A 22,339-nucleotide genomic window follows, 5' to 3' on the forward strand; every position below is an offset into this window, starting at 1 on the left:
CAACAGAACGCGGTAACGCTGCGCAGTAAGAAGGTCGAGCTGATTTATCAGGAGGTCTGGGGGCTTTTGCTGGCTTACAACATTATTCGTCGGGAGGCCAGCCAGGCCGCTGTAGCATTCGGCCGCGCACCTTCAGATATACGGTTCAAGCCAGCCTGCCAGTACATAGCGGTACAGTTGATCGTGATGGCAGCAGCGAACCCGGTATCAGCAACAGGAAGGAGGCTAAGCGAGCTGAGGGGAGGAGTAGGAGGAATGTTTCTGGATCACCGCCCAAGGCCAGGAAGGCCAAGGACGGTGAAGATTTCCAAAACCCGGTACCCAGTGGACCGTAAGGCTGCTCCGCTTAAGTGAACAGCATTACGGCTCAGGCCGGGCTTTTTTTCGCCTGGAATTTGCTTCAGGCGCTGGCGGCTTGTGTAAGGCAAGCGACTTGCCCAGGGGCTGCCACATGGCCAATCACCAGGATGGCCGGGCTCTTCAAGGCAAATGCCTGCGCATCTGCATACATCCGTGACAACTCGCTGCGGCATTCCCGTTGTTGTGGTAGTGATGCGTTTTCGATCATCGCCACCGGCATATCCGCTGCCATCCCGCCGTCCAGCAATTGCTGGCGAATCTCCTCAAGCTTCGCCACGCCCATGTACACCACCAAGGTCGTGCCACCCTCTGCCAGGGCTCGCCAATTCAAGCTGCTGTCGTCCTGGGTGTGTGCCGTCACCAGGGTCACGCCACGGCTCACCCCGCGCAGCGTCAGCGGAACCGCGCAATTTGTCGCGCCTGCCAGGCCCGCCGTGATCCCGTTGACCAACTCCACCTCGACGCCCCGTTCACGCAGCCACATGGCTTCCTCACCGCCACGCCCGAAAATGCACGGGTCGCCGCCCTTGAGCCGCACCACGCATTTGCCCTGGCGCGCATAGCGCAGCATCAGGCGATGGATAAAGTCCTGCGGTGTCGAGCGACAGCCACCGCGTTTACCCACGGTGATCACCCGTGCTTCAACGCAGTGTTCCAGTACCGCCGGGTTGACCAGGTCATCGATCAGCACCACATGCGCCTCACGCAGGGCGCGTACGGCCTTGAGGGTCAACAGTTCCGGGTCACCGGGACCCGCGCCCACCAACCAGACTCTTGCGTTCATGGATTTTTCCTCGTCCAGGGATGACGTCAGCGGTGAAAGAGTGAATACAACAGCACTAGATTGATCAACATCGACAGCAGTCCCAGAGTGCGCCAGACCTTCAAGGGTTCACGCTCCAGCAAGGGCTTGGGGCGAATGCTCAGTTCCTGCCGGTCCGCCTGTTCCAGCACACGCAACCATTCTTCGGCGGTTTCGTAACGATGCGCAGGTTGAGCCGCCACTGCCCGGTCCAGGCTGAGGGGTAGCCAATCCGGCAGATCGGGGCGGTAGCGGCTGGCGCTGAAGGGCTGGTTGAACCGGGGCCGTTGGAAGGCTTCGATTTCACCGTAGGGGTAGTGCCCGGTCAGCAGGTAATACAGGCTGACACCGGCACTGTATAAATCCTGTTGGGCCGTAGGCCGGTCGCCATTGAACGCCTCGGGCGCGATAAAGCTTGGTGTGCCGGGCAATGCATGGACGCGGTCTTCCGACAGGCCCGGGCAGTACGCCAGGCCGAAATCCAACACACGCAGTTCGCCGTCATCCCCCAGTAGCAGGTTTTCCGGCTTGATATCGCGGTGCAGGATCTGCCGCCGGTGCAACATGCCCACCGCCCGCAGCAAGCGCTCGGCGATCGACTGCCATTGCGCCAGGGGCAATGGGCCGTGCTGCTGGAACAGTTCGGCCAGGGTCTGGCCGGGGTAGTCCCGCATCACGTAGTACAGATGCTGGCGTCCGCTGGCGGCATGGACTTCAGGAAACGCCCGGCCGGCGACGCGTCGTAGAAACCATTCTTCCGCGAGCAAGGCCTGGCCGGCATCGCTGTCATCATCGCGGCCCAGCGGCAGGGTTTTCAGCAGCCAGGGTTGCTGCTGGGCATCCCGCACCCGGTACAGTAACGACTGTCGGCTTTGCGCCAATACGCCTTGCACCTGCCAGCCTTCAAAGTGTTGCCCGGCTTTCAACGGCGGTGGCAGCGGCCATTGCTGCAATTGCACCAGGGCGTCGCCGAGGGTCGCCGCGCCGAGGGTGTCGATACGCACGAGCAGGGCGCTGGCATTGTCCTGGCTACCCGCCAGGTGCGCGGCGTTCACCAGGGTGTTGACCGCCAGATCCAGGTCGGTTTGCTCGCGCAGAATCGAACGGATGCTGTGATCACCCAGGGTTGCCCACACGCCATCACTGAGCAGCAGGAAACATTCGCCTTCGCGCAACTGGCCGTCGAGAAAATCCACTACCAGGTGTTGATCCAGGCCGAGGGCACGCTTGAGCACATGCTCCATGCCCGGCTGCTCCCATACGTGATCCTCACTGAGGCGCTGCAATTCGCCATCCAGCCAGCGATACGCCCGGCAATCGCCGACATGCGCGAGGGTGAAGCGCTGGCCGCGAAACACCAGGGCGCTCAGGGTGGTCAGCAACGGCTGGCCACCGCCATTGGCCTGCAACCAGCGATTCTGGGCCGACAGCAAGCGTTCCAGGGCCTGGGCCACGCTCCAGGTCTGCGGCGTGGCGTAGTAATCCAGGGCCAGCGCCTGCAAGGTCGAGCGCGCGGCCAGGCCGCCGTCGGCGCACTGACTCACTCCATCGGCGATGGCGCACAAGTAGCCTTTGCTCGCCGCCAGTTCGGCCACGGGTGTCACCACCCGCAGTGCGTCCTGGTTTTGTGCCCGAGGGCCGATGGCACTGGCCTGAGCGATGCTCAGTTGCAGGCTCATCAGACCCGTGCAGCCGTCACGGCGGCCGAGCCCCAGGTGGTTCTCCAGCGACGTTTAACGCCATGCAGGCCGAACCAGGCCAATACACCCAGGCTCGCGAACAGCCACAGCGCCATCTGATAGCTGCCGGTGCTTTGCTTGATCGCGCCCATGCCAGCTGCCAGGGCGAAACCGCCAATGCCGCCGGCCATGCCGATCAGGCCGGTCATCACGCCGATCTCACGGCGGAAACGCTGCGGCACCAGTTGGAACACCGCACCGTTACCGGCGCCCAGGCCAAGCATGGTGCAGACAAACAGCGCCAGCGCCGCATAAGAGCTTGGCAGGTTGAAACCCACCGCCGCGATGCAGATTGCTGCCACGCTGTACATGCCCAGCAACGTACGAATCCCGCCGAAGCGGTCCGCCAGCGCACCGCCCAGTGGGCGCATCAGGCTGCCGCCGAACACGCAGGCGGCGGTGTAGTACCCAGCGGTCACCGGGCTCAGGCCGTACTGGTCGTTGAAGTAACCGGGCAGGGCGCTCGCCAGGCCGATAAAGCCGCCGAAGGTCACGCTGTAGAAAAACATGAACCACCAACTGTCACGGTCGCCCAGGGCCTTTAAGTAGTCGGCCATGGATTTGGCTTTTGGCCGTTCAGGGGCATTGCGCGCCAACCAGGCAAACACGATCAGCGTCAGCACCAGCGGAATCAGAGCGAAGCCGAACACGTTGCTCCAGCCAAACGCGGCCGCCAACACAGGCGCCAGCAACGCGGCGAACACCGTGCCTGAATTGCCCGCACCGGCGATGCCCATGGCCTTGCCCTGGTGTTCGGCCGGGTACCATTGGGAGGCCAGCGGCAACGCGACAGCAAAGGATGCACCGGCCATACCGAGGAACAGTCCCAGCAGCAGCGCTTGTTCGTAGCTATGGATGCCCAGTTTCCAGGCGCCGAACAGGGCACAGATCACAATCACCTGGCCGATCAGCCCGGCGGTCTTGGGCGACAGCTTGTCCGCCAGCATGCCCATCAGGAAGCGCAGCACCGCGCCCGCCAGGATCGGTGTCGCCACCACCAGGCCGCGTTGTTGGGTGGTCAGGTGCAGGTCGGCGGCAATCTGTACCGCCAGTGGGCCTAGCAGGTACCAGACCATGAAGCTCAGGTCGAAATACAGGAACGCGGCAAACAGGGTCGGGGTGTGCCCGGATTTCCAGAAGCTTGATTTCATCACGCACCTCAACGGTTGGGAGTCTTGTAAGAAGGCCAAAACGAAAAAACGCCGCCACCGGGTTCGCGAGGGCAAACCGGGTGTGCGACGTCTTTGTCGTGGAGGGGCAACCGCCGTTGGCTACCTGTGCGGAATACTTAGCAAGAGCTGAGCCAAATCAGCCGAGCAGCTCGCTCATGGCGATAATCTGCTCCGCCACCTGGATCAGTTTCTGCTGGCGGCTCATGGCCTGGCGACGCATCAGGGTGTAGGCCTCTTCTTCGTTGCAGGCCTTCATTTTCATCAGCATGCCCTTGGCCAGCTCGATGCGCTTGCGCTCGGCCAATTGCTGGTCGCGCGCCTGGAGCTGGGCGCGCAAGGCCTGGTCGCTTTCGAAGCGCGCCATGGCCACATCGAGGATCGGCTGCAGGCGCTGGGCCTGGATGCCTTCGACGATGTAGGCGCTGACGCCGGACTTGATCGCCTGGCGCATTACGTTCGGGTCATGTTCGTCGGTAAACATCACGATGGGCCGGGGTTGGTCTCGGCTGACCAATACCACCTGCTCCATCACATCACGGCCCGGTGACTCGGTATCGATCAGGATCACGTCCGGGCGCACCGTTTCGACGCGTGCGGGCAGGTCGATGGTCAGGCCGGACTCATCGATGACATCAAAACCGGCCTCGATCAGCGCCGACCTGAGGCGGCCGACCTTGCGCGGGGTGTCATTGATCAACAGGATTCGCAGCATGGAGATTCTCCTGTCAGCGCCAGGCCTGGCGGTTGGAATCATTGGCCAGGGCATGCAGGCGGAAGCTGCGGGCGTATTCGGTTGGGTTGGAACCGTCCCAGATCTTGCCGTCGATCAGCTGGCTGCTGCGCATGTCCTGGGCCTTTACCGGGATCCCCAGCGCACCTGCCGCCTGACGATACAGCGCCAGTTGCTGCACCTGGCGGGCAACGCCGAGGTAGTCGGGGTCCTCGCGCAACAGGCCCCAACGCCGGAACTGGGTCATGAACCACATGCCATCGGAGAGGTAAGGCAGGTTCACCTCGCCACCGGCGAAAAAACGCAGGGCGTGGGGATCCTGCCACTGGTTGCCCAGGCCATCGTCATAGGCGCCCAGCAGGCGCGGTTCGATGCAGTCGAGCGGGGCGTCGAGGTACTCGCGACCACTGAGCAATTGCGCGGTGGAACGGCGGTTTTCGGTGCTTTCTTCGATAAACCGGCTGGCCTCCAGGATCGCCATCACCAGCACGCGCGCAGTATTGGGGTACTGGTCGACGAACGTCCGGGTGCATCCGAGGACCTTTTCCGGGTGATCCGGCCAGATCGCCTGGCTTGTCGCCAAGGTAAACCCCTGGTTTTGCTTGACTGCGCTGGCGCACCAGGGCTCGCCGACGCAAAACCCGTCAATGCGTCCGGCTTGCAGGTGCGCAACCATTTGCGGTGGCGGGACCACCACACTGTCCACATCCTGCAAGGGGTGAATACCTTGGCTCGCCAGCCAGTAATACAGCCACATGGCGTGAGTACCTGTGGGAAAGGTCTGCGCGAAGGTCAGTTTTGTTCGGCTTTGGTGCACGTGGCGGTCGAGCGCCTCAGGAGTGATCACCCCTTGTCGCTGCAAGCCGTGGGACAGGTTGATGCTCTGGCCGTTCTGGTTGAGCCCCATCAGCACGGCCATGTCGGTGGGCGCGACTCCGCCGATGCCCAGGTGCACGGCATAGATCAGCCCGTACAGGCTGTGGGCGGCGTCCAGTTCGCCGCTGACCAGTTTGTCGCGCAGGTTGGCCCAGGACGATTGGCGCTTGAGGTTCAGGGTCAGGCCGTAGGGTTGAGCGAAGCCCTGGGTGGCCGCTACGACCACCGAGGCGCAGTCGCTCAGGGCCATGAAACCCAGGTCAAGGCTGCTCTTTTCAGGGGCATCACTGCCGTTGACCCAGGCCCGCGGGTCGTTCATCGGGCTGTTGCCGACCGAATCGTTCATCAACACCTACCTTTTCTTTCAAAAAAAAGCGTCGTTCCCTCAGATGGCGATGTAAGCCAATGCGGGTAACGACGCCTTTGTCCGTAGCGCGCTCCGCCGTTGGCGCGTGCTCTCATGCAGAGTTCGTAGCAAGGCACATGCCACGGGTGGTGAGGCCCGGCTGGCCGTCAGCTTTCCATCAAGATTGAAACCGGGCGGGCTTTCAGTATGGCCGCTCTCTTACTGCCAGACTGCCCAGGAACCCTCACGGTGCACGCCGAATCCCTTGTAACGATGCTCCGTCTCCGGTTTCACCGTTGGTTGTGGTTTGCCGGCCTGTGGTTGGGAAGTGCGCTGGCTTGGGCCGAGCTTCACCAGGTTCGGGATGAAAGCCTGTATACCGTGTTCACTGCGCTGTCGGAGCCGCTGGGGGTGCCCATCGTTGTCAGCCAGGCGGTGGCGCGCAAACGTCTGAGCACCGCACTGGATTTCGATGCGCCGCAACAGGCGTTGGAGGCGCTTGCGCAAGAGCAGGGGTTGATCTGGTACAGCGACGGGCAAGCGCTGCATATCTACGATGCTGACGAGGCAAAGAGCTCTGCGGTGACCTTGCGGCATATTACGGTCGACAAGTTGCGTGGCCTTATGCGCCGCTCGGGTATCGATGAGTCACGCCATCCCCTGCGTGAAAGTGGGGCACGCACATTTTATGTGTCCGGCCCACCTAACTACGTCGATCAGGTGATGCGCCTGGCCCAATTGATGGACCGGCAAAGAGCCGATTTGCGTGTGGGCGCGCAGGCCTTTGGTGTGGTTCAGGTGCTTAACACCGATGTGGCGGACCGTCAGTACGGCGCGCGCGACAACCCGGTTACCGTGCCGGGGATGGCGTCGATGATCGAGACCCTGCTGGCCAGCGAGCACAAGGGGTTGCTGTCCGACAAGAGCCTCGGTGTGATCGCCTACCCGGACAGCAACAGCCTGCTGATCAAGGGCAAGCCGGCCCAGGTGACCTTCATCCAGAAACTGGTGGCTGAACTCGACATACCCAAGCGATCGATCGAAGTGTCGTTATGGCTGGTGGATGTTGAGCGTGACGAGCTGGAAAAACTGGGCCTGGGCAGGGATGAAGACGCCCGGATGTCGACCACGCGAATCCTTGCGCCTCAGGATGACAACCGCGTGATGGCCAGGATCGGTGCATTGGAGCGTCGTCGACGGGCGAAGGTGGTGGCACTGCCCGTGATTCTCACTCAGGAGAACGTCCCGGCGGTGTTTCAGGATAGCCATACCTTTTATCTACCGCCCCCCGGAAACGACCGGACTGACTGGAAACCTGTGCGCTATGGCACTCAGGTCAGCGTATTGCCGCGTTTTTCAGAAGCTAACCAGATCGAAATGCGCCTTGAGATTGAGGAGGGGCGCCAGATGAGTGAGAAGGGGCGGCGTGAAAAAAATACCGCGGTGGGGCAGGTGGGGGTCAACAGTGTGGTGCGTGTGCCCCAGGGCAGGCGTCTGTGGCTGGGCGCGTTTCAACGAGAGGCAGAACGGCGGGCGACTACTCGCCCGGATCAAGTGCGTCTGTTTGTGATTCAGGCCAGGGCCGTGGGCAGTGAGACGCTGGGGCCGGGTGGGGGGGCAGGGCCACCGCCTTTGACGGCAGCGCAATACGAGCGTGTTCAACGTGCGTTTGTACGGCCTGAGCGCGATGTCTCACCGTGAACAAGGTGTTAGCCCGATGCATCTGGAAATTCTTCTTCAGGAACAACTGATCAGCCGCCGGCGCCTGGCAAAGTTTGCGCCCGGGAAGGTGTTGCCTTTGATGCCAGAGATAATCCATTGCGTGGAGGTTCGGGTTAACGGGCAATTACTGGCCTTGGGTGAGTTGGTGCAGTTGGAAGACCGGTTGGGGGTTGAGTTGCACGAGGTTTACCACGCCTGGCTACCTGAAGTTGATGGGTAGCGAAACGTCTTACAGCGTGGTTCCAAAAAAACGCGCGATGTCTGCGCTTTTTCCTAACGTGAGCCTTGAGGCAGGTTTTTATAGTCGTGGCAGGGGCACTTGAACCCGTAATGCAAATGAGGACTTCAATGTCAGTAGTCGGATGCCGAGGTAATCATGGCTGTCATGGATGATGGAGGGACGACGACTTCCCTGGTTTTTGCGCGTTGGACCCTGCACGACGATGGTCGCCTGACCGGTGAGGACGCAGATGTTCAGCTGCCGCCCAAGGAAGGGCTGGTGTTGCGGTTGTTGCTGATGTCCGGTGGCGTGTTGATGACCAAGGATCGCTTGCTGGAGCTGGCCTGGCCGCAGGGGGAAGTTGCCGAAGAGTCGCTGACACGCTGCATTTATTCACTGCGCAAGTACCTTGGCACCGACAAGGGGTTTATCAAGACGATTTACGGTCGGGGGTACCGTTTCATTTGCCCGGTGACGATCGAGGGCCCCTCGTCTGGCCGTATGGACCATGTGTGCTCGGCATGCGGCCATACCCGCAATGGAGTGGCAGGCCGTGGCTAGGTTCTGGAGCAAGGGCTTGGTGTTGGGTGTGATGATGACCGGCAATCAGGCGCTGGCCTATTGCTGGGAGGAGGCGGCCAGCCGCTACAACATCGAGCCCGAATTGCTGCAGGCGATCGCTGCGGTGGAGTCGGGCTTTCGTGCGCACGCGATAAACGATACGAACCGTAATGGCACTCGGGACATCGGCCTGATGCAGATCAACAGCAGCCATTTGCCGCGCCTGCTCGAGCGAGGTATTACCGAGGAGCGGTTGCTCAATGAGCCTTGCCTGTCGGTGGAGGTAGGGGCTTCGATTCTCGCCGAGTTCATCCAGCGCTTTGGCTACAACTGGACGGCGGTAGGCTCCTACAACGCAGGCCCGGGTTCCGGGCCCGCGCGTGAGGCGTTGCGCATGCAATATGCCCAGAAAATCTGGGCGTATTACGAGCAGTTGGTAGCGCACCGCTACTGACGATTGAGGTTCGCGCCTCGCGCGCAACCCGTGACCCCGGCTATAATCGCCGCCACCTTTCGCCGCCATCCGAGTCTAGCCCGCCCATGTATACCCTGGCCCGCCAGCTGTTGTTCAAACTCTCCCCGGAAACCTCCCACGATCTGTCCCTGGACCTGATCGGTGCCGGTGGCCGCCTGGGGCTCAATGGCCTGGTATGCAAGGCACCGGCAAAAATGCCGGTCTCGGTGATGGGGCTCGACTTCCCCAACCCGGTCGGCCTGGCGGCTGGCCTGGATAAGAACGGTGCGGCCATCGATGGTTTTGCACAGCTGGGTTTCGGTTTCGTTGAAATCGGCACCGTGACGCCACGCCCACAGCCGGGTAACCCCAAGCCACGTATCTTCCGCCTGCCGGAAGCCGAGGCGATCATCAATCGCATGGGTTTCAACAACCTGGGCGTTGATCACCTGCTGTCGCGGGTTCAGGCGGCGAAGTACAAGGGCATCCTGGGCATCAATATCGGCAAGAACTTCGATACGCCGGTCGAGCGTGCGGTGGATGATTACCTGATCTGCCTGGACAAGGTCTACGCCCACGCCAGCTATGTCACGGTCAACGTCAGCTCGCCCAATACCCCGGGACTGCGCAGCCTGCAGTTCGGCGACTCCCTCAAGCAACTGCTCGAAGCCTTGCGCCAGCGCCAGGAAGACCTGGCCGTGCGTCATGGCAAGCGCGTGCCGCTGGCGATCAAGATCGCGCCGGACATGAGCGACGAAGAAACCGTGCTGGTGGCCCAGGCCCTGGTGGACTCGGGGATGGACGCAGTCATCGCGACCAACACCACCCTCAGCCGCGTAGGCGTCGAAGGCCTGGCCCATGGCGACGAAGCGGGCGGCCTGTCGGGGGCGCCGGTGCGTGACAAGAGCACCCATATCGTCAAGGTGCTGGCTGCGGAGCTGGCCGGGCGCTTGCCGATCATCGCCGTCGGCGGTATTACCGAAGGCAAGCATGCGGCCGAGAAGATTGCCGCGGGTGCAAGCCTGGTGCAGTTGTATTCCGGCTTCATCTACAAAGGCCCGGCGCTGATTCGCCAGTCGGTAGATGCCATCGCGGCATTGCCAAAAGCCTGAAAACCATCCATTAAAAAGGGCTCCTGAAAAGGAGCCCCCTGGGCCGAAGCCCGCCGCCCGGATGGGGCGTGCATGGTAAGTCGTTATAAATCCAGAGGTGGTGTCGGAATTAATTGCCCTTGATTAGCCGACGGCGTGAAGTTCGTTGAGTCTGTGGATTCCCGCAGTGCCAGTCATACCGTCCCAGTTGTCGCCGCGTCCTTCTCGCCAGCCGTTGATCCAGGCTTGGCGTACCGACGGTAGAGTAAATGGGCAAAGCTCACGGGATTTGCCATGAACGCCGTATTGATATCCGCGTAAAAATGCTCTTTCCAACGGATCACGCTTAAGTCTTCTCATAGGGTGTTTCCCTCACTTGTTGACTGTCTTGATATCCTTCGGCCTCGTCCGAGACCGGGCAGAGTTTTTCTGCCGTTGGTGGGCTCGCTGCCGGCGTGGCGAGCCGATGTGTCGGCGTCGTTACGGCGCCAACCTGTATTGAGTTCTAACCAATAGGTCACATGGATTCAATGATCGTTTTGTCATAAGCACGTAACGATAACGATGCTATAGCGATAAGCTGGGATGGTTTTTCGCCCCTTTTATTGGGCAAAGCCAGCTATGATGCACCCTGCATAGAGGATGGGTTTAATCCTTTAGTGAGAATGTCCGCCCGTTGCAGTCAGTTATTATTCGACGAAGGGTCGGAATATTTCTTTTTGTTACAGCCAATTGTTTCTCTGCCCCGTCATTACAGGCCCAAAGGCCCGGCAGCCGGGGTGGGACGGCACATTCGTGCCACGCGAGCACTCTTCAAGAAAAGTGCTTGATTGAAAACCGAACCGGCGATGCGTCGCCCGTTCATTTATTGCTGAAAAGCCTGGAATGCCCCATGTCGGACCGTTTTGAACTCTTCCTCACCTGCCCCAAGGGCCTCGAAGGCCTGCTGATCGAGGAAGCCGTCGGGCTTGGCCTTGAGGACGCCCGCGAGCACACCTCGGCCGTGCGCGGCATGGCCGACATGGAAACCGCCTACCGCCTGTGCCTCTGGTCGCGCCTGGCCAACCGCGTGCTGCTGGTGCTCAAGCGCTTCCCGATGAAGGACGCCGAAGACCTCTACCACGGCGTGCTGGACATCGAGTGGGCCGACCACATGGTGCCGGATGGCAGCCTGGCGGTTGAATTCAGCGGCCACGGTTCGGGCATCGACAACACCCACTTCGGCGCGCTGAAGGTCAAGGATGCGATTGTCGACAAGCTGCGCACCCCGACTGGCGAGCGCCCGTCCATCGACAAGATCAATCCGGACCTGCGCATCCATCTGCGCCTGGACCGTGGCGAAGCGATCCTGTCCCTCGACCTGTCCGGCCACAGCCTGCACCAGCGCGGTTATCGCTTGCAGCAGGGGGCGGCACCGTTGAAGGAAAACCTGGCGGCCGCGATCCTGATTCGTGCCGGCTGGCCGCGCATCGCCGCTGAAGGCGGCGCGCTGAGTGACCCGATGTGCGGCGTGGGCACCTTCCTGGTGGAAGGCGCCATGATCGCTGCCGACATGGCCCCCAACCTGAACCGCGAGCTGTGGGGTTTCACCACCTGGCTCGGTCATGTCCCGGCGCTGTGGAAGAAGCTGCACGCCGAAGCCGCTGAACGCGCCGCCATCGGCATGAACAAGCCGCCGCTGTGGATCCGTGGCTACGAAGCCGATCCGCGCTTGATCCAGCCTGCGCGCAATAACATCGAGCGGGCCGGCCTGAGCCACTGGATCAAGGTGTACCAGGGCGAAGTAGGCACCTTCGAACCGCGCCCGGACCAGAACCAGAAAGGCCTGGTCATCTGCAACCCGCCGTACGGCGAGCGCCTGGGTGACGAAGCCAGCCTGTTGTACCTCTACCAGAACCTCGGCGAGCGTCTGCGCCAGGCGTGCATGGGCTGGGAAGCCGCAGTGTTCACCGGCGCGCCGGACCTGGGCAAGCGCATGGGCATCCGTAGCCACAAGCAGTATTCGTTCTGGAACGGCGCGTTGCCGTGCAAGTTGCTGCTGATCAAGGTCAACCCGGACCAGTTCGTCACCGGCGAACGTCGTACCCCGGAACAGCGCCAGGCCGAGCGTGAGCAAGCTGCCTACGATCAGGCCCCGGCCGAGCCGCAAGAGCGCCAGTACAACAAGAACGGCAACCCGATCAAACCTGCTCCGGCCCCGGTGGTCGAGCAGGCGCGCCTGAGCGAAGGCGGGCAGATGTTTGCCAACCGCCTGCAAAAGAACCTCAAGCTGCTGGGCAAGTGGGCCAAACGCGAAGGCGTGGATTGCTACCGCGTGTACGATGCCGACATGCCGGAATACTCCATGGCCATCGACCTGTATCACGATTGGGTGCATGTACAGGAATACGCGGCGCCCAAGTCCATTGACCCGGAAAAAGCCTCCGCGCGTATGTTCGATGCGCTGGCGGCCATTCCCCAGGCGCTGAACATCGACAAGAGCCGCGTGGTGGTCAAGCGCCGTGAGCGTCAGAGCGGTACCAAGCAGTACGAGCGCCAGAGCGCCCAGGGCAAGTTCACCGAAGTCAGCGAAGGCGGCGTAAAGCTGCTGGTCAACCTCACCGACTACCTGGACACCGGCCTGTTCCTCGACCACCGCCCGATGCGCCTGCGCATCCAGAAAGAGGCAGCCGGCAAGCGTTTCCTCAATCTGTATTGCTACACCGCCACCGCCAGTGTGCATGCGGCCAAGGGCGGCGCGCGCAGCACCACCAGCGTCGACCTGTCCAAGACTTACCTGGACTGGGCACGCCGCAACTTGTCCCTCAACGGCTTCTCCGACAAGAACCGTCTGGAGCAGGGTGACGTGATGGCCTGGCTGGAGGCCTGCCGCGATGAGTTCGACCTGATCTTCATTGACCCGCCGACCTTCTCCAACTCCAAGCGCATGGAAGGTATCTTCGACGTGCAGCGCGACCACGTGCAGTTGCTCGACCTGGCCATGGCGCGCCTGGCGCCGGGCGGCGTGCTGTACTTCTCGAACAACTTCCGCAAGTTCGCACTGGAGGACAACCTGAGCGAACGCTACGCGGTCGAGGAAATCAGCGACAAGACCATCGACCCGGATTTCGCACGCAATGCGAAGATCCACCGGGCATGGAAAATCACCGCGCGCTGAACACGGCTGTCAATCAGGCCGCAAGCCTGGATTATTCCGGGTTTGCGGCTTTTTTACGCTGGTCAAATTCAAGGCCGGTGGCTATAACTTAAGGCCAAGCCAAAGTGACACCCCCCGCACGCTGGCGCTGTGAGTGTTGCCTATGCCGTTGCAAGCCGTACGCCCGAAAATCCTAGGCTTTATCAGTGAGCAGGCGTCGGCTTGGCTGGTGGCATTGGTGGTGTTGCTGGCAGGGTTTGCCTTGACGGCTGTTGTGGCCTGGGCGGCCGCCGACCTCTATCAGCAGCAGGTGCGCCAACGCTTTCAGTTGTTGGTCAACGAACGCTACACCCGCCTGCAGGAACGCTTTGACGACCAGGAACAACGCCTGAACAGCCTGCGGCGTTTCTTCGTCAACTCCGATGACGTGTCCCGCGAAGAGTTTGACGGTTTTGCCCAGCCCTTGTTGCTGCGCGCGCGCGCTTACTCCTGGGCGCCCCGGGTGTATCGCGAACAGCGCGGTCAGTTTGAGCAAGCCGTGTCCGCGCAGCGCGGCACACCTTTCGTGATCTGTGAGTTGAATTCCACGGGTGAGTTGGCCCCTGCGCCCGAGCGCGATGAATACGTACCGGTACTGTACAGCCAGACTCAAAGCCTGTTGGGGGCACCCCTCGGCTTTGACCTGCTGGCCCAGCCCCTGCGGCGTTCGGTGCTTGAGCGTGCGCAAAACACCGGCAAGCTGGCGGTGTCCCAGCCCATGCAACTGGTGGGTGTGGAACCGGACTATGCCACCGGGGTTTTATTGGTCGCGCCGGTCAGTCATTTGCCCAGCTCCGACCAATCCCAGAATGAGCCCTACGGCTATGTCATGGCGGTGATCAGCATGCGCCAACTGGTGGCCGACGGTTTGCCCAAGCCGGACCGCGACAACCTGGTGATGCAGATCGTCGACACCTCCGACGTGCAAAAGCGCGTGCTTTTCGAGTCCGGCAATGCCGTGGCCAGCGGTGATCTGGTCGGGGCGCGCCGCCTCACACTGGGTGACCATGTGTATGCCCTCACACTGCGTCCGAGCCAGGTGTTCGACCAGGCCAACCACTCCTCGTTGAGCACGATCCTGACCATGGGCGGCCTGCTCAGCCTGTTGCTCAGCGCCTTGCTCTATGTGCTGGTCAGCCAACGCCAGCGCGCGCTGAAACTGGTGGAGCAGCGCACGGCGCAGTTGCGCCTGCGCGAGCAGGAATTACGCGGCGCCCACGGCCAATTGCGCAGTGTGCTGAATGCCGCGACGCAGGTCGCGATCATTGCCACCGACCTGCGCGGTGTCATCAATACCTTCAATGCCGGTGCCGAGCAGATGCTGGGGTTCAAGGCCGAGCAGGTGGTGGGCACGCACACCCTGGAAAGCCTGCACCTGGCGTCGGAACTGGAAGCGCGTTCCGCCAGCCTCAGTGTAGCCTTGGGCAAACGCATCCCGGCAAGCCAGGCGATGCTGGTGGAAAGCCCCGACAACCTGCACCAAGCCCGCGAGTGGACCCTGGTTCGTGAGGATCGCAGCCAACTGACGGTGAACATGCTGGCCACCGTGTTGCTGGACGACCATGGTTTGTGGATCGGTCACCTGGCGATTTACCTGGACATTACCGAACAAAAGCGCGCCTACGAGGCATTGGCGGCCAGGGATCGGCTGCTCAAGAAACTCAGCGCCCATGTGCCCGGCGGCATCTTCCAGTTCACCCTGGAGCCTCAAGACAACTGGAAATTCATCTACGCCAGCGACGGCATGCGCGATATCTATGAAATCGAGCCCGGCGTGCTGCAGCAGGATGCGAAGAAGGTCTTCGAGCGCATCCACCCGCTGGATGCGGAGCGGGTACGCGCATCGATCCGCTTGTCTGCGTTGCAGTTGAGCCATTGGCGGGAGGAGTACCGGGTGCTCTTGCCGCAACGCGGACTGCGCTGGATTCGCGGCGAAGCGACGCCGGAAGAGTTACCCGGAGGAGGGACGCTGTGGCATGGCTACGTGTCGGATATTTCCGATCTGAAGCGGGTGGAGGAAGAGCTGCGTGCACTCTCCATCACCGACTCCCTGACCGGGATCCACAACCGCCGCTATTTCCAGGACCGCCTCAAGGCCGAGATGGTCAGGCTCAACCGCACCTCGGGGGCCTTGTCGGTGATCATGCTCGATATCGATCACTTCAAGCGCATCAACGACCAGCATGGGCATGCCGTCGGCGATGGGGTATTGCAGGAGTTGTGCAAACGCATCAGCCAGCGCCTGCGCCGCACCGATGTGTTCTGCCGCCTGGGTGGCGAGGAGTTCATGGTGCTGTGCCCGCACACCGATGGTGCTCAGGCCTACAGCCTGGCGATGGAGTTGTGGGCGTCGTTGCGCAGCGTGCCGATGGAGCCGGTCGGTATTGTCACCGCGAGCTTCGGCGTGGCCAGTTGGCGGGTGGACGAAGGTATCGATGGGCTGCTGCTGCGCGCTGACTCGGCCGTGTACGTGGCCAAGCAGGCGGGCAGGGATCGGGTGGAAGCGCAGTCGGTTTGCTGACTGGCCCTGTCGTGGTGAGCGGGCTTCTGGGGTGAGCGGACAAGCCCGTTCACCCCAGTATGTTTCAGAGGGCCGGTGCTGCCGCAGCCACCTTCGGCTGGCGGTACAGGTCGAGCAACACCTGATCCAACACCGACGAAGCACCCCATGGCTTCGGGTCGTTGAGGATAGCCACCACGGCCCAGGTATTGCCGTTGTTGTCGCGGCTGAACCCGGCGATGGCGCGCACGGTGTTCAGGGTGCCGGTCTTGATGTGGGCTTCGCCGCGCATGGCGGTGGTCTTCAGGCGTTTGCGCATGGTGCCGTCGGTGCCGGCAATCGGCATCGAACTGATGTACTCGGCAGCGTAGGGGCTTTTCCACGCGGCTTGCAGCATGGCCGCCATCTCGCGGGCGCTGACCCGTTCGGCGCGGGACAGGCCTGAGCCGTTCTCCATCACCAGGTGCGGCGCGGTGATGCCTTTCTTCGCCAGCCACTGGCGCACCACGCGTTGCGCAGCCTTGGCATCGTCGCCATCGGCGTCATTGCGGAACTGCGCGCCCAGGCTCAGGAACAACTGCTGGGCCATGGTGTTGTTACTGTATTTGTTGATGTCGCGGATAATTTCCGCCAGGTCCGGCGAAAAGGCCCGAGCCAATACCTTGGCATCCTTGGGCACCGGTGCCTGGATGTCACGGCCCTGGATGGTGCCGCCCAGTTCCTTCCAGATCGCCCGGACGGCGCCGGCGGTGTAGGTGGCGTGGTCCAGCAGCGACAGGTAGGTCTGCGAACTGCAGCCATCGGCCAATTGGCCGCTGACCGTTACCGTCACGCTGCCGTCGGCGGCGGTGACCGGGTTATAGCGTACGTCGCCGGTACACTGCTTGGCGTTGGACACCTTGACCTGGTTGTCGATACGGATGCTGGCAATCGGCGGCTCGACCGATACCAGTACCCGGCCCGAATCATTGCGGGTCACGAAGCGCAGGGCCTTGAGGTTGACCAGCAGCGCGTCCGGCTTGACCAGGAAGGGCTTGTTCTCGTCGTTGCCGTCGTCGTTGAATTCCGGCAACAGCGGCTGGTTGAAGAAGCTGCGGTCTAGCACCAGGTCACCAGTGACTTGCTGCACGCCGTTGGCGCGCAGGTCGCGCATCAGCAGCCAGAGTTTTTCCATGTTCAGCTTGGGGTCGCCGCCACCCTTGAGGTACAGGTTGCCGTGCAACACGCCACCGCTGAGGGTGCCGTCGGTGTAGAACTCGGTTTTCCACTGGTGGTTGGGGCCGAGCATTTCCAGCGCCGCATAGGTGGTGACCAGCTTCATGGTCGAGGCCGGGTTCACTGAGACATCGGCGTTGAAAACGGTCGGTGTACCGGGGCCGTTCAGGGGAATCATCACCAGGGACAGCGCGGTGTTTTGCAGCTTGGCTTTGGCGAGTGCCTGCTGAACATTCGGTGGCAGGGTATTGTTGACGGGGGCTGCGGAGGTGGAAAAGGCCAGCGGAAGGAGAAGACCGGCGAGCAAGAAGGAACGCAAAGATTTGATCATAAGAAGTAAAACCCTACTGCTGAGGAGGGTGAAAAAGGCGAGGGGTAAATAAGAAAAATCCCTCAATAGTCATGAAAGTGTCGGCATTATGCCCCAAGGTTGATCCACTTGTAGCTGAACGATAGCTGGTATTGCGCGTTTTTTTTAGCGCCATTGTGCCGCCTGTCCCAGAGAGTCGGGCAATCGCCGCCTTAAACTGCTAAAGTGCCGCCCGTTATTACTTATGAGGATTGTTCCAATGGCGACTAACCGTTCCCAGCGTCTGCGCAAAAAACTGTGCGTTGATGAATTTCAAGAGCTGGGTTTCGAACTGAACCTGGACTTCAAAGAAGGCCTGAGTGAAGAAGCTATCGACGCTTTCCTCGAAGCATTCATCAAAGAAGCCATGGAAGCCAATGGTCTGGGCTACGTCGGCGGCGACGACTACGGTCTGGTTTGCCTGCAGAAGCGTGGCTCGGTCTCCGAAGAGCAACGTGCTGCCGTTGAAGCCTGGCTGAAAACCCGTTCCGAGCTGACCAAGGCTGAAGTCAGCCCGCTGCTGGACGTGTGGTATCCGGAAAAGCCGATCAACGCGGCTAAGTGATACTGAAAAAACGGCGACCCCAGGGTCGCCGTTTTTTTATGCCTTGCGCCAATTCAGAATCAGCAGCGTCAACACCCCCGCCACAATCCCCCAGAACGCCGACCCGATGGAAAACAGCGTCAGGCCAGACGCCGTGACCATGAAGGTGATCAGCGCCGCTTCACGTTCCTTCGGCTCATTCATGGCGATGCTCAGGCCATTGATGATCGAGCCAAACAGCGCCAGCGCCGCGATCGACAGCACCAGTTCCTTGGGCAAGGCTGCGAACAGCGCCGCCAAGGTCGCGCCGAATACCCCGGCAATCCCGTAGAACACCCCGCACCACACGGCTGCGGTATAGCGCTTGTTGCGGTCTTCATGGGCATGGGGCCCGGTGCAGATCGCTGCGCTGATGGCGGCCAGGTTGATGCCGTGGGAGCCGAACGGCGACAACACCAGAGATGCCAGCCCGGTGGCGGTGATCAGCGGCGAGGCCGGCACGTTGTAGCCGTCGGCCCGCAGCACGGCGATGCCGGGCATGTTCTGCGAGGTCATCGCCACCACGAACAACGGGATGCCGATGCTGATGGTCGCCGCCAGCGAAAAGTGCGGCGTGGTCCATACCGGCGTCGCCACTTCCAGGTGGAAACCGCTGAAGTCCAGCAGCCCCATCAACCCCGACAGCGCGGTGCCGATCAGCAGCGCGGCCAGCACCGCATAACGCGGCGACAGGCGCTTGATCACCAGGTAGGTGAAGAACATTCCCAGCACCAGCCCGGTGCGATGCTGCGCGGCGACGAAGATCTCGCTGCCGATCTTGAACAGGATGCCCGCCAGCAGGGCCGCCGCCAATGACGCCGGGATACGCTTGACCAGTTTTTCAAAGCTGCCGGTCAAGCCGCAGATCGTCACCAACACCGCGCAGGTGATGTACGCGCCGATGGCTTCGCCGTAGCTCACACCGCCCAGGCTGGTGATCAGCAGCGCGGCACCTGGCGTCGACCAGGCAATGGTGATGGGGGTGCGATAGCGCAGGGACAGGCCGATGCTGCACACCGCCATGCCGATGGAGATCGCCCAGATCCATGAGGAAATCTGCGCCGTGGTCAAACCGGCGGCTTGCCCGGCCTGGAACATCAGGACCAGGGAGCTGGTGTAGCCGGTCATCATGGCGATGAAGCCGGCGACGACGGCCGAGGGTGAAGTGTCGGCCAGCGGGCGCAGAGGCGCTTGGGCGGCATCGGTCATGAACAGGTGTTCCTTTTACCAGGGAAGTTGCGGATTCAAGCCTAAACTCAAACGCAGCGACCCATTGCAATACAGCCGACGCCGCAAACAGCCGTACAGTGTGTTGGCGCATTGGGTTGTGTACAATGTGCCCTGTTTTTAGGTGATACTTGCCAGCGACACGCTGTTGCCGTATTACCGTTAATTCGCCGCCGTTCTCCAAACCCGAGTGCCCATGAACGAACAGTTGCAACCTCTCAAGAAACAACCGCGTGCCGGCAAGGCCGGTCGCAGCGGAACCCAGGACGATATCGTCTACGCGCATATCTTCGAGGCGATCCTCGAACAACGCCTGGCACCCGGTACCAAGTTGAGCGAAGAGGCACTGGGCGAAATCTTCGGCGTCAGCCGCACCATCATTCGCCGCGCGTTGTCGCGCCTGGCCCATGAAGGCGTGGTGCTGCTGCGGCCCAATCGCGGTGCGGTAGTGGCCAGCCCAAGCGTCGAGGAGGCACGCCAGGTGTTCCTCGCGCGGCGTCTGGTGGAGCGGGCGATCACTGAATTGGCGGTGCAACACGCGACAGCCGAGCAACTGGCCGAACTGCGCCAGATGGTCAATGACGAACGCGACAGCTTCTCCCGTGGCGATCGCGGTGCCGGTATCCGCCTCTCCGGCGAGTTCCACCTCAAGCTGGCCGAAGCGGCGAAGAACGCGCCGCTGATCAGCTTCCAGCGCAGCCTGGTGTCCCAGACTTCATTGATCATCGCCCAGTACGAAAGCGGCAACCGCTCGCACTGTTCCTACGATGAACACACCCAGCTGATCGACGCAATCGAGGCACGGGATGCGGCGTTGGCAGTGAACTTGATGATGCATCACATGGATCACATCGACAGCAAGCTCAACCTCGATGAAGAGAGCGCGTCGGATGATCTGCATGCGGTATTTTCGCATTTGTTGCAGACCAAGAAACCGGGGCGTTCGTCCATAAAGTTGTAAATACGACCAACAATGTGGGAGGGGGCTTGCCCCCTCCCACATTTGTTTTGGGGTGTTTATGGGATTAGCGCTGGTGCACCAATTGCCCCGCCGCATAAGTCTGCAACACCGTCCGATCATCCCCCAGTGTCATCAATACAAACAACGTCTCGGCAATGTTCTTCGCCTGCTTCAGGCGATAGCTCAGCAGTGGCGTGGCGTTGTAGTCCAGCACCAGGAAGTCCGCATCGGTGCCCGGTTGCAGCGTGCCGATCTTGTCTTCCAGCCGCAGCACCCGCGCACCGCCCAGGGTCGCCAGGTACAGCGACTTGAACGGGCTCAAGCGCGCGCCCTGCAACTGCATGACTTTGTAGGCTTCGTTCAGGGTTTGCAGCAGCGAGAAACTGGTGCCGCCCCCCACATCGGTGCCCAGGCCCACATTCAGCTTGTGCTTCTCGGCCATCGGCAGGTTGAACAAACCGCTGCCGAGGAAGAAGTTCGAGGTCGGGCAAAATGCGACCGCTGAACCGGCCTCTGCCAGACGCGCGCACTCGTCATCACACAGGTGCACGCCATGGGCAAACACCGAGCGCTCGCCCAGCAACTTGTAGTGGTCGTAGACATCCAGATAGCCACTGCGCTCCGGGAACAGCTCCTTCACCCACTCGACTTCCTGCTTGTTCTCGCTGATGTGGGTCTGCATGTACAGGTCCGGGTATTCCCCCAGCAGTTGCCCGGCCAGTGCCAGTTGCTCCGGCGTACTGGTCGGGGCAAAGCGTGGCGTCACCGCATAATGCAGGCGGCCCTTGCCGTGCCAGCGCTCGATCAGCGCCTTGCTTTCCTGGTAGCCGGATTCGGCGGTGTCGGTCAGGTAGTCCGGCGCGTTGCGGTCCATCATCACCTTGCCGGCGATCATGCGCAGGTCGAGTTTTTCTGCCGCTTCAAAGAATGCATTCACCGATTGCGGATGCACACTGCCGAACACCAGCGCGGTGGTGGTGCCGTTGCGCAGCAGTTCCTTGATGAAGATATCCGCGACTTCCTCGGCGTGAGCCTTATCGGCGAACTGGCTTTCACACGGGAAGGTGTAGGTGTTGAGCCAGTCGAGCAACTGCTCGCCATAGGCGCCGACCATGCCGGTCTGCGGCAGGTGGATGTGGGTGTCGATCAGGCCCGGGATGATCAACGCGTCCTGGTAATGGGTGATGTCGATGTCGGCGGGCAAGGTCGGCAGTAAATCGCTGGCATGGCCGATGGCGCTGATTTGACCGTTTTCGATCACCAGCAGGCCGTCTTCGAAGTACGCGTAGGAGGCTTCGATGCCCACTTCAGCGGGGTCGGCGAGGCTGTGCAGCAGGGCGGCACGGTAGGCTTTGCGAGTCAAAGGCATGGTGATCTCATTTCAAATGGCTTGGCTGCGACGCGAGGCCGGCAGCAGTTTGGCAATGGGTTCGGCGCTGGCGGTGCGCTGGCCGAAATTGGCGTTATAGGTGGCGATGATTTCGCCGGCGATGGAGATGGCGATCTCCACCGGCAACTTGCCCTTCACCTCGGTGAGGCCCATGGGGCAGCGCATGCGTTGCAGTTGCGCGGCGTCGAAGCCGCGATCCCGCAGGCGATGTTCGAACTTGACGCGCTTGGTCTTCGAGCCGATCAGGCCGAAGTAGGCAAAGTCATTGCGCTTGAGCAGGGCGGCGGTGAGTTCCAGGTCCAGCGCGTGGTTGTGGGTCATGACGATGCAATAACTGCCCACCGGCAGATCGGCAATTTCGTCGACCGGCTCTTCGCTGACGATTTTACGCACGCCCTGGGGGATATGTGCCGGAAACTCCTGCTCACGGGAATCGATCCAGCGCACCCGACACGGCAGGCTGGCCAGCAACGGCACCAGCGCCCGGCCGACATGGCCGGCGCCAAACACCGCAATCTGCGCCTGCACCTGGCCCATGGGCTCGAACAGCAGTACGGTCACACCACCGCAGCACTGGCCCAGGCTCGCGCCGAGGCTGAAGCGCTCCAGATGGGTGCTCTGCTGGCCGCGCACGAGCATGTCCCGGGCGATCTGCATCGCCTTGAATTCCAGGTGCCCGCCACCGATGGTGTCGAAAGTCTGGGCGGCGCTGATGACCATCTTCGAACCGGCATTGCGCGGCGTGGAGCCGAGCTCTTCGATGATGGTCACCAGCACGCAGGGTTCACCTTGGTTTTGCAGGTCGGCGAGGGCGCTGATCCAGTTGTTCATGGTCACCTCTTGTGGTGTCTGTCAGGCCGCTATCG

19 protein-coding genes and 1 pseudogene are annotated in these 22,339 nt (G+C 61.6%); 10 read left to right on the forward strand and 10 right to left on the reverse strand.

The window, feature by feature from the left end; all coding sequences use genetic code 11:
• Positions 1–354 (forward strand): annotated as a pseudogene (locus BMX59_RS12810) (IS4 family transposase); the annotation flags it as partial.
• Between the two features lie 46 nt (positions 355–400).
• Here BMX59_RS12810 and cobA read toward each other — a convergent pair.
• The 5 genes from cobA to BMX59_RS12835 form a co-directional block, all read right to left on the reverse strand.
• On the reverse strand, positions 401–1,144 hold the full coding sequence (cobA, locus tag BMX59_RS12815; RefSeq protein ID WP_092242721.1) for a uroporphyrinogen-III C-methyltransferase: 744 nt from the start codon (positions 1,142–1,144) through the stop codon (positions 401–403).
• A 26-nt stretch (positions 1,145–1,170) separates the two neighbouring features.
• A complete protein-coding gene (locus BMX59_RS12820; protein WP_093121982.1) occupies positions 1,171–2,841 on the reverse strand; it encodes a bifunctional protein-serine/threonine kinase/phosphatase in 1,671 nt (556 codons plus the stop codon).
• On the reverse strand, positions 2,841–4,052 hold the full coding sequence (locus BMX59_RS12825) for a nitrate/nitrite transporter (RefSeq protein ID WP_071491402.1): 1,212 nt from the start codon (positions 4,050–4,052) through the stop codon (positions 2,841–2,843). The genes BMX59_RS12820 and BMX59_RS12825 overlap by 1 nt, the downstream gene beginning before the upstream one ends.
• Before the next feature lie 157 nt (positions 4,053–4,209).
• Entirely contained in the window at positions 4,210–4,785 is a 576-nt protein-coding gene (locus BMX59_RS12830) for an ANTAR domain-containing response regulator (protein WP_071491401.1), read from the reverse strand.
• 13 nt (positions 4,786–4,798) lie between these two features.
• Positions 4,799–6,025 (reverse strand): CmpA/NrtA family ABC transporter substrate-binding protein, encoded by a 1,227-nt coding sequence (locus tag BMX59_RS12835; protein ID WP_092242727.1) that lies wholly within the window; start codon positions 6,023–6,025, stop codon positions 4,799–4,801.
• Between the two features lie 273 nt (positions 6,026–6,298).
• Between BMX59_RS12835 and sctC the strand changes: the two genes are divergently transcribed.
• The 5 genes from sctC to BMX59_RS12860 all read left to right on the forward strand — a co-directional run bounded on the left by sctC (position 6,299) and on the right by BMX59_RS12860 (position 10,094).
• Positions 6,299–7,726 (forward strand): type III secretion system outer membrane ring subunit SctC, encoded by a 1,428-nt coding sequence (gene sctC, locus BMX59_RS12840; RefSeq protein WP_093121988.1) that lies wholly within the window; start codon positions 6,299–6,301, stop codon positions 7,724–7,726.
• A 16-nt stretch (positions 7,727–7,742) separates the two neighbouring features.
• Positions 7,743–7,967, forward strand: coding sequence for a FliM/FliN family flagellar motor switch protein (locus tag BMX59_RS12845; RefSeq protein ID WP_092242733.1), 225 nt, complete (start codon positions 7,743–7,745; stop codon positions 7,965–7,967).
• Positions 7,968–8,123: 156 nt separating this feature from the next.
• Positions 8,124–8,528: a winged helix-turn-helix domain-containing protein gene (locus BMX59_RS12850; RefSeq protein ID WP_092242736.1), complete on the forward strand. Its 405-nt coding sequence runs from the start codon at positions 8,124–8,126 to the stop codon at positions 8,526–8,528.
• The gene (locus tag BMX59_RS12855; protein WP_092243316.1) at positions 8,521–8,982 is read left to right on the forward strand and encodes a transglycosylase SLT domain-containing protein; all 462 of its coding nucleotides are present in this window, start codon (positions 8,521–8,523) and stop codon (positions 8,980–8,982) included. The genes BMX59_RS12850 and BMX59_RS12855 overlap by 8 nt, the downstream gene beginning before the upstream one ends.
• 86 nt (positions 8,983–9,068) lie before the next feature.
• Entirely contained in the window at positions 9,069–10,094 is a 1,026-nt protein-coding gene (locus BMX59_RS12860) for a quinone-dependent dihydroorotate dehydrogenase (protein ID WP_071491396.1), read from the forward strand.
• A 123-nt stretch (positions 10,095–10,217) separates the two neighbouring features.
• Here the strand turns inward: BMX59_RS12860 and rmf are convergent, their stop codons facing one another.
• Positions 10,218–10,433, reverse strand: a complete 216-nt coding sequence (gene rmf / locus BMX59_RS12865) for a ribosome modulation factor (RefSeq protein ID WP_002553055.1) — start codon at positions 10,431–10,433, stop codon at positions 10,218–10,220.
• A 532-nt stretch (positions 10,434–10,965) separates the two neighbouring features.
• Here rmf and rlmKL point away from each other — a divergent pair.
• Together rlmKL and BMX59_RS12875 are read left to right on the forward strand one after the other, a co-directional pair.
• Positions 10,966–13,230: a bifunctional 23S rRNA (guanine(2069)-N(7))-methyltransferase RlmK/23S rRNA (guanine(2445)-N(2))-methyltransferase RlmL gene (rlmKL, locus tag BMX59_RS12870; RefSeq protein WP_093121995.1), complete on the forward strand. Its 2,265-nt coding sequence runs from the start codon at positions 10,966–10,968 to the stop codon at positions 13,228–13,230.
• Between the two features lie 142 nt (positions 13,231–13,372).
• Positions 13,373–15,769 carry a sensor domain-containing diguanylate cyclase gene (locus BMX59_RS12875; RefSeq protein ID WP_093122000.1) on the forward strand — a complete coding sequence of 799 codons (2,397 nt, stop codon included), beginning with the start codon at positions 13,373–13,375 and terminating at the stop codon, positions 15,767–15,769.
• A 64-nt stretch (positions 15,770–15,833) separates the two neighbouring features.
• On the opposite strand, the gene dacB is transcribed toward BMX59_RS12875, so the two are convergent.
• Positions 15,834–17,294: a D-alanyl-D-alanine carboxypeptidase/D-alanyl-D-alanine endopeptidase gene (gene dacB / locus BMX59_RS12880; protein WP_093122003.1), complete on the reverse strand. Its 1,461-nt coding sequence runs from the start codon at positions 17,292–17,294 to the stop codon at positions 15,834–15,836.
• Between the two features lie 238 nt (positions 17,295–17,532).
• On the opposite strand from dacB, the gene BMX59_RS12885 reads away from it, so the two are divergent.
• Positions 17,533–17,877: a YggL family protein gene (locus BMX59_RS12885; protein WP_010208515.1), complete on the forward strand. Its 345-nt coding sequence runs from the start codon at positions 17,533–17,535 to the stop codon at positions 17,875–17,877.
• Between the two features lie 36 nt (positions 17,878–17,913).
• Here BMX59_RS12885 and BMX59_RS12890 read toward each other — a convergent pair whose 3' ends face one another.
• A complete protein-coding gene (locus BMX59_RS12890; RefSeq protein WP_058427362.1) occupies positions 17,914–19,104 on the reverse strand; it encodes a benzoate/H(+) symporter BenE family transporter in 1,191 nt (396 codons plus the stop codon).
• Between the two features lie 214 nt (positions 19,105–19,318).
• Here BMX59_RS12890 and BMX59_RS12895 point away from each other — a divergent pair, with 214 nt between their 5' ends.
• Complete coding sequence (locus tag BMX59_RS12895; protein WP_015885332.1) at positions 19,319–20,083, forward strand: GntR family transcriptional regulator; 765 nt, start codon at positions 19,319–19,321, stop codon at positions 20,081–20,083.
• A 64-nt stretch (positions 20,084–20,147) separates the two neighbouring features.
• Here BMX59_RS12895 and guaD read toward each other — a convergent pair whose 3' ends face one another.
• Together guaD and xdhC are read right to left on the reverse strand one after the other, a co-directional pair.
• Positions 20,148–21,452: a guanine deaminase gene (gene guaD, locus BMX59_RS12900; protein WP_093122008.1), complete on the reverse strand. Its 1,305-nt coding sequence runs from the start codon at positions 21,450–21,452 to the stop codon at positions 20,148–20,150.
• A gap of 12 nt (positions 21,453–21,464) precedes the next feature.
• On the reverse strand, positions 21,465–22,304 hold the full coding sequence (xdhC, locus tag BMX59_RS12905; RefSeq protein ID WP_093122011.1) for a xanthine dehydrogenase accessory protein XdhC: 840 nt from the start codon (positions 22,302–22,304) through the stop codon (positions 21,465–21,467).
• Between the last annotated feature and the right edge of the window lie 35 nt (positions 22,305–22,339).

Origin of the sequence: Pseudomonas sp. NFR09 (genome assembly GCF_900111535.1) — a bacterium.
GTDB classification, from domain to species: domain Bacteria; phylum Pseudomonadota; class Gammaproteobacteria; order Pseudomonadales; family Pseudomonadaceae; genus Aquipseudomonas; species Aquipseudomonas extremorientalis.

Coding starts and splice junctions, on each gene's coding strand:
- cobA (WP_092242721.1), bottom strand. CDS start 1,144: ATGAACGCAAGAGTCTGGTTGGTGGGCGCGGGTCCCGGTGACCCGGAA.
- BMX59_RS12820 (WP_093121982.1), bottom strand. CDS start 2,841: ATGAGCCTGCAACTGAGCATCGCTCAGGCCAGTGCCATCGGCCCTCGG.
- BMX59_RS12825 (WP_071491402.1), bottom strand. CDS start 4,052: ATGAAATCAAGCTTCTGGAAATCCGGGCACACCCCGACCCTGTTTGCC.
- BMX59_RS12830 (WP_071491401.1), bottom strand. CDS start 4,785: ATGCTGCGAATCCTGTTGATCAATGACACCCCGCGCAAGGTCGGCCGC.
- BMX59_RS12835 (WP_092242727.1), bottom strand. CDS start 6,025: ATGAACGATTCGGTCGGCAACAGCCCGATGAACGACCCGCGGGCCTGG.
- sctC (WP_093121988.1), top strand. CDS start 6,299: ATGCTCCGTCTCCGGTTTCACCGTTGGTTGTGGTTTGCCGGCCTGTGG.
- BMX59_RS12845 (WP_092242733.1), top strand. CDS start 7,743: ATGCATCTGGAAATTCTTCTTCAGGAACAACTGATCAGCCGCCGGCGC.
- BMX59_RS12850 (WP_092242736.1), top strand. CDS start 8,124: ATGGCTGTCATGGATGATGGAGGGACGACGACTTCCCTGGTTTTTGCG.
- BMX59_RS12860 (WP_071491396.1), top strand. CDS start 9,069: ATGTATACCCTGGCCCGCCAGCTGTTGTTCAAACTCTCCCCGGAAACC.
- rmf (WP_002553055.1), bottom strand. CDS start 10,433: ATGAGAAGACTTAAGCGTGATCCGTTGGAAAGAGCATTTTTACGCGGA.
- rlmKL (WP_093121995.1), top strand. CDS start 10,966: ATGTCGGACCGTTTTGAACTCTTCCTCACCTGCCCCAAGGGCCTCGAA.
- BMX59_RS12875 (WP_093122000.1), top strand. CDS start 13,373: ATGCCGTTGCAAGCCGTACGCCCGAAAATCCTAGGCTTTATCAGTGAG.
- dacB (WP_093122003.1), bottom strand. CDS start 17,294: ATGATCAAATCTTTGCGTTCCTTCTTGCTCGCCGGTCTTCTCCTTCCG.
- BMX59_RS12885 (WP_010208515.1), top strand. CDS start 17,533: ATGGCGACTAACCGTTCCCAGCGTCTGCGCAAAAAACTGTGCGTTGAT.
- BMX59_RS12890 (WP_058427362.1), bottom strand. CDS start 19,104: ATGACCGATGCCGCCCAAGCGCCTCTGCGCCCGCTGGCCGACACTTCA.
- BMX59_RS12895 (WP_015885332.1), top strand. CDS start 19,319: ATGAACGAACAGTTGCAACCTCTCAAGAAACAACCGCGTGCCGGCAAG.
- guaD (WP_093122008.1), bottom strand. CDS start 21,452: ATGCCTTTGACTCGCAAAGCCTACCGTGCCGCCCTGCTGCACAGCCTC.
- xdhC (WP_093122011.1), bottom strand. CDS start 22,304: ATGAACAACTGGATCAGCGCCCTCGCCGACCTGCAAAACCAAGGTGAA.